The organism is Sphingomonas sp. 66-10, assembly GCF_001897045.1.
GTDB classification, from domain to species: domain Bacteria; phylum Pseudomonadota; class Alphaproteobacteria; order Sphingomonadales; family Sphingomonadaceae; genus Sphingomonas; species Sphingomonas lycopersici.
In genome coordinates, this window is the sequence record NZ_MKRR01000100.1 from 1 (window position 1) to 5776 (window position 5776).

General features: G+C 66.3%; 6 protein-coding genes and 1 pseudogene. 4 read left to right on the top strand and 3 right to left on the bottom strand.

What is annotated here, in order from left to right; all coding sequences use genetic code 11:
• Positions 1 to 228: 228 nt before the first annotated feature.
• Complete coding sequence (locus BGN95_RS09495; RefSeq protein ID WP_286772484.1) at positions 229 to 861, bottom strand: TetR/AcrR family transcriptional regulator; 633 nt, start codon at positions 859 to 861, stop codon at positions 229 to 231.
• 75 nt (positions 862 to 936) lie between these two features.
• Between BGN95_RS09495 and BGN95_RS09500 the strand changes: the two genes are divergently transcribed.
• Genes BGN95_RS09500 through BGN95_RS09515 form a run of 4 tightly spaced genes read left to right on the top strand, consistent with a single transcriptional unit; the run spans position 937 to position 5018 of the window.
• The gene (locus BGN95_RS09500; protein WP_286772485.1) at positions 937 to 1956 is read left to right on the top strand and encodes a VOC family protein; all 1020 of its coding nucleotides are present in this window, start codon (positions 937 to 939) and stop codon (positions 1954 to 1956) included.
• Positions 1953 to 2792 carry a fumarylacetoacetate hydrolase family protein gene (locus BGN95_RS09505; protein ID WP_286772486.1) on the top strand — a complete coding sequence of 280 codons (840 nt, stop codon included), beginning with the start codon at positions 1953 to 1955 and terminating at the stop codon, positions 2790 to 2792. The genes BGN95_RS09500 and BGN95_RS09505 overlap by 4 nt, the downstream gene beginning before the upstream one ends.
• Positions 2793 to 2796: 4 nt before the next feature.
• A complete protein-coding gene (gene mhpA / locus BGN95_RS09510; RefSeq protein WP_286772487.1) occupies positions 2797 to 4290 on the top strand; it encodes a bifunctional 3-(3-hydroxy-phenyl)propionate/3-hydroxycinnamic acid hydroxylase MhpA in 1494 nt (497 codons plus the stop codon).
• On the top strand, positions 4287 to 5018 hold the full coding sequence (locus tag BGN95_RS09515) for an SDR family NAD(P)-dependent oxidoreductase (protein ID WP_286772488.1): 732 nt from the start codon (positions 4287 to 4289) through the stop codon (positions 5016 to 5018). Before mhpA ends, BGN95_RS09515 begins: the two co-directional genes overlap by 4 nt.
• Positions 5019 to 5044: 26 nt before the next feature.
• Here BGN95_RS09515 and BGN95_RS09520 read toward each other — a convergent pair.
• Both BGN95_RS09520 and BGN95_RS09525 read right to left on the bottom strand, forming a co-directional pair.
• Positions 5045 to 5611 (bottom strand): annotated as a pseudogene (locus BGN95_RS09520) (alpha/beta fold hydrolase); the annotation flags it as partial.
• On the bottom strand, positions 5494 to 5776 hold a 283-nt coding region (locus BGN95_RS09525; RefSeq protein WP_286772489.1), incomplete at its 5' end, for a hypothetical protein. The pseudogene BGN95_RS09520 and the gene BGN95_RS09525, both read right to left, overlap by 118 nt.

Sequence of the window (5776 nt, forward strand, 5' to 3'; positions counted from 1 at the left end):
TGTTTATCCGGTGCGGGGCGCCAGCCTGCCATTCGCAGCGGGAACCGAAAGCAGCGGTCCAATGCGGAAGCCGCATCGCATTTGTGGTGGAATTCATTGTCCTGCTCGACCGGCGGCCATTTGGCAACGGGCTCCATCAAACGCCCGCGGTGACGGTGACCGGCAGCGATGACAGCCCGCGCAGCAGGTTGTTCATCGCGCGGACCGGCTCGCCCGCCTCGAACGATTTCACCGACGCGAGCAGTGCCCGCACCGTGCTGCCACCGCTTCCGCCCGGTGCCTGTCGATTCCGAGACCGGTCAGACCAAGCACCAGCATTTCCGTGATGCGCGCTTGCGCCTCGGCGGGGTCGCGCTTCGGTTCCACCAGATGCGCCATGAGCGCCTGGCAGAGGCCGAGCCAGTAAAGGACGCCGCTCCCCCTGGCCGCGGCCCCGATGAGCCCCAGCGTTGCGGCCTCGTCGAAATCGTCGGCGACGCCCTTGTTGAGCGGGTGTTTGCGGTCGGTCACGCTCCCCGCGCTGCGTAGCAGCACCGCGGTGCGCTTGGGATTGTCGATGGCGAAGGTCGCGCAGACCCGCATCCCGCCGGCGATACGCTCGATCGGATCGACTATGCCGTCGTTGGCGCGGCCGACCTGCCCTTCCAGCTCGAGCCGAACTTCGGTGGCGAGCGCCGCCGCAAACGCCTGCTTGTCGGCGAAATGGTTGAAGAAGCTTCCTTTCGCGACCCCCGCCGTCGCCACCACCTCGTCGATCGGAATAGCGTCGATCGGCTTTGCGGCGAGCAGGTCGAATCCGGCCGCAACGAGGGCGGCGCGGGTCCGCGCGGCACGGGGCGACAATTCGGGCTGGTCGAGCATGCGCTTCTCCTACTTGACTATCCGGTCAATTGCAAGTTAAATGACCAAATAGTCAACTATCTCGCGAGTCGAGCCGTGTCAGTCATCAAGATCGAGGACATCGCCCACGTCCGCTTCGCCGCGCCGGACCTGACGGCCATGCGCGCGTTCCTCGAGGATTTCGGGCTGAGCGTCTTCGAGGCCGGCGGCCGGCTTTACGGCAAAGGCGGCGATGGACGGCCATTCGTCCACGCGACCGAAGCTGGCGAGGCCAGGTTCCTCGCGGTCGGGCTCAGGGCCGAAACCGTCGCCGATCTCGAAACCCTCGCCGCATTCGAAGGGGTCGAGGTCGCCGATCTCGACGAGCCGGGTGGCGGCAAGGTCGTGCGGCTGACCGATCCGGACGGCTATCGCGTCGAGGTGGTCGCAGGGCAGAACAAGGTTGCGCCGGCCGATCTGCCGGCCGAGCCGGCGCGGAACAGCGCCGCCTCGAAGCCGCGCTTTCGGTCGACGGTGCGGCTCGAAGCGGCGCCCGCGCATGTGCGCCGCATCGGCCATGCGGTGCTCAAGGTCCGCGACTTCCGCACCTCGGAGCGCTGGTACAAGGAGCGGTTCGGCTTCCTGACGTCAGACGAGGTCGAGGCCGCCGAAGGGGTGCCGCTCGGCGCCTTCATGCGCTGCGACCGGGGCGACAAGCCGGCCGATCACCACACTTTATTCCTCGCGCAGCTTCCCGGCGAGCTCGGCCTGCTCCACGCGGCATTTGAGGTCGCGAACTTCGACGACCTGATGCTCGGCCACCAATATCTCAGGTCGAAGAAGCGCAACCAGGCCTGGGGCGTGGGCCGGCACATCATGGGCAGCCAGGTGTTCGACTATTGGAAGGACCCGTTCGGTAACGAGCTCGAGCATTGGACCGACGGCGATCTCTTCACCGCTGCCGATCCGCCGCAGAAGCAGCCGATGAGCGCTTTGCTCAACGTGCAATGGGGCGCGCCGCATCCGCTGTTTGCCGGCAAACGCCCCCCGCCCCCGGGCCTCATCGCCTTCGTCACCGCGGCGCAGATCCGGGTGAAGTCCCTGTTCCGCCGCAAGTCCAAGGAAAATGCCGCATGAAACTCGCCACTTATACAGCCGATGGTCGCACGCAGACGGGGATCGTGGTCGGCGACAGCATCGTCGCCACCGGCATCGACGGCACGATGATCGACCTGATCCGTGACTGGGATCGCCACAAGCCGGCGCTGGAGGCCAAGGCCACGGCCGGCGGCGGCGTGCCGCTCGCGTCGGTCAAGCTGGAGGCGCCGATCCAACGCCCCGGGAAGATCTGGGCGATCGGGCTCAACTATGCCGATCACATCGCGGAATCGAAGATGGAGACGCCGCAGCGGCAGGTCTGGTTCACCAAGGCACAGACCAGCGTCAACGGCCCCTTCGACGATATCGAGATCGCGCGCGGCACGATGACCAACGATTATGAGGTCGAGCTGGTGGCGATCGTCGGCAAGGGCGGCAAGCATATCGCCGCCGCCGACGCCCCGGCGGCGCTCTTCGGTTATTGTGTGGGCAACGACGTCACCGAACGCCTGTGGCAGCACGCTGGCCCGCAATGGTCGCTGGGCAAGAGCTTCGACACCCATGCCCCGATGGGGCCGTGGATCGTGACTGCCGACGAGGTGGCCGATCCCCACGCGCTCGATTTGCGTTGCTTCGTCAATGGCGAGAAGCGGCAGGAGTCGAATACGTGCCACCTCGTCTTCGACATCTGGCAACAGGTCGAGCACCTCTCCACGGCCATGACGCTCGAGCCCGGCGACTGCATCTTCACCGGAACGCCAGGCGGGGTCGGCGCGGCGATGGACCCGCGCCAATTCCTCAAGGCTGGCGATGTCGTGCGCTGCGAGATCGACGGCCTCGGCCATATCGAAGCAACCATGATTGCAGAGGGCTGAGCCCGTGGAACCGGATTGCGACGTCCTGATCGCCGGCGGCGGGCCGACCGGGCTGACGCTCGCCATTCTGCTGGCGCGCCGCGGCCTCAAGGTCATCGTCGCCGAAAAGGAAGCGGCCCCCTATCCGCTGCCGCGCGCGGCGCATATCGACCACGAAGGAATGCGCATCCTGCAGGAGGCGGGCGCGGCCGAAGACGTTTTCGCGACCAGCCGGCGCGTCGCGCGCTACGATTTCCTCAACAGCCGGAGCAAGCTCCTGCTCCGCTTCGATGGATCGGATCGGATCGGCCCCGGCGGATGGCCCGGCGCGAACATGATCCACCAGCCCTCGGTGGAAGCGGCACTGCGCCGTTCGCTGCAACGATATCCGGATGCGGTACTTTGCCACGGCTGGGAGGTCGGCTCGTTCGTCGACGACGGCGACGGCGTGACGACCCGGATTGGGACGCCCGAGGGGCCGAAGACCATCCGCAGCCGATTCCTGATCGGCGCGGACGGCGCGCGATCGCCGGTGCGTACCGCCGCCGGCATCGCGTTCGACGATCTCCAGTTCGAAGAACCATGGCTCGTCGTCGACGTCCTGGTCGATGACGAAACGAGACTGCCGGCGGCGAACCTGCAGATCTGCGATCCGAAGCGGCCGACCACCTGTGTCCTGATGGGCGAGGGCCGTCACCGCTGGGAATTCATGATCCTCAAGGGCGAGACCGCGGAACAGGTCAGCGACGACGCCTTCGTCGCGACATTGCTCGACCCGTGGGACGTGAAAGGCGCGGTGCGGATCGAACGCAAGGCGGTCTACACATTCCGGGCGCGGATCGCCGACCGGTGGCGCGCCGGGAACGTGCTGCTCGCGGGCGACGCCGCGCATCAGACGCCCCCCTTTGCCGGACAAGGCATGTGCTCGGGCCTTCGCGACGCCGCCAATCTCGCATGGAAGCTCGCGGCGGTGGTCAAGGACGGCGCGCCCGACGCGTTGCTCGACAGCTATCAGCCCGAGCGCGCGCGCAATCTGCGTGCGACGATCGATATGGCGATCATGATGGGCCGGATGGTGTGCACGACCAACCGGTGGGCGGCGCTGGCACGCGACCTCAAGATCGGGATCGCGCGTATCCTGGGCAAGCAGCCCAACCGACCGTCCGGCTATCCGACGATCATGGAAGGCTTGATCATCGCGGAAAGCAACGCGGCGGGCAGCTATTTCCCGCAGCCGGTCGCGCCTGACGGAACCCGCCTCGACGACGTGCTGGGCGCCGGATGCTGGCTACTTTCCCGCGACATGCTCGCCGCCGCGCCTATCCGGCCGTTTGCCCCGGCGATCGAACGCTGGCTCGACGATCGCCAATCCGACGCCGTGCTCGTCCGCCCCGACCGTTATGTATTCGGCACCGGCGATCCCCGTGATCTGCGCGCCGCATGGGAAGAGGCGACCCGCCTCCACCCGGCCGCGCTTGCCGATCCTGTCGCCGCAGCCCGAGAGGACATCCGAATATGAGTGAATTCAGCGGCAAGCGTGTCCTGATCACCGGCGGGACCTCCGGGATCGGATTGGCCTTGGCCGACGCCTTCCGCGCCGTCGATGCGCGGGTGGCGGTCTGCGCGCGCTCGGACGATGCGCTGCGCGAATTTTCGTCAGCAAGACCGGATGCTCTCGCGATCAAAGCCGACGTCACCGACACCGCTGCGCAGGCGCGGATGCTCGACCAGATCGGCGACGCCTTCGGCGGGCTGGATATCCTGGTGAATAACGCCGGCAGACTGGTCGAGCGCGATTTCGTCGCCGCGCCTCCGGGACCGGCGGCGCTTGAGGACGAATTCGCGCTCAACTTCGTGGCGCCGATCAAACTGACTGCCGCGGCGCTCGCGCTATATGGCCCGCTCTCGGCCATCATCTTCGTGACGTCCGGGTTCGCACTCGTGTCGCCCAAACGGGCGCCGACCTATGGCGCCGCAAAAGCGGGTCTGCACGGTTTTGCCGAAGGGTTGCGCAGGCAGCTCGATGGAAGCGCGACGCAGGTGCTCGAAGTATTGCCGCCGACCGTTGACACGCCTGCGACGACGCATAGCGCTGCGCGCAAGGTCGCCCCCGAGGCCGTCGCGGCCGCCACGCTGGAGGCTTTGCGTCGCAAGAGGCCTCTGGCGCTGATGGGAGCGACGCGTGCGCTTCCCATGACGTTGAGAATTGCCCCCTCCTTTACCGGGCGGATCGCCGGTCGATCCTAACCACGGCGACGGGCGCAACATGGCCGTTACTGTCGGATGAACGCGAGGATGTCGGCATTCACCTCCTGGGCGTGGGTGGTATGCATCCCGTGCGGCGCACCGGAATAGATCTTCAGGGTGCTGTCCCGCAGTAATTCGTCCTGCTTGAGCGCGGCGTTCTTGTAAGGGACGACCTGGTCGTCGTCGCCCTGGATGACCAGCACCGGCACGGTGATCGCCTGCAGATCGGCGGTCTGATCGGTTTCCGAAAAGGCCTTGATCCCTTCATAATGCGCGTTGGCGCCGCCCATCATGCCCTGCCGCCACCAATTCTGGATGATCGCGTCCGACGATTTGGTCAGCAGCCGGTTGAAGCCGTAGAACGGGCCTGACGGCACATCGAGGTAGAATTGCGTACGGTCCGCGGCGAGCTGCTTGCGGAAATCGTCGAATATCTCGATTGGCACGCCATCCGGATTGGCGTCGGTTTTCACCATCAGCGGCGGAACCGACGCGATGAGCACCGCCTTCGCGACCCGCCCCTGCGGCTGCCCGTGCCGCGCGACATAACGCGCGACCTGCCCGCCGCCGTCACTTGGCTCATCTTGAACAGCCTCTGGCTCAAATCAGCGATGATCCAGAGACGAGAATTCGGGACGGCATGACAGACGAGCCGCGACGGCCGGTTGTCTAATCGCATATCCTTGGTCAAGCGCGTCGGCGTATAAATCGAGGGCAGCGCCAGCATGGTGACCGGCACGATCGCGTTCTCACGGTTT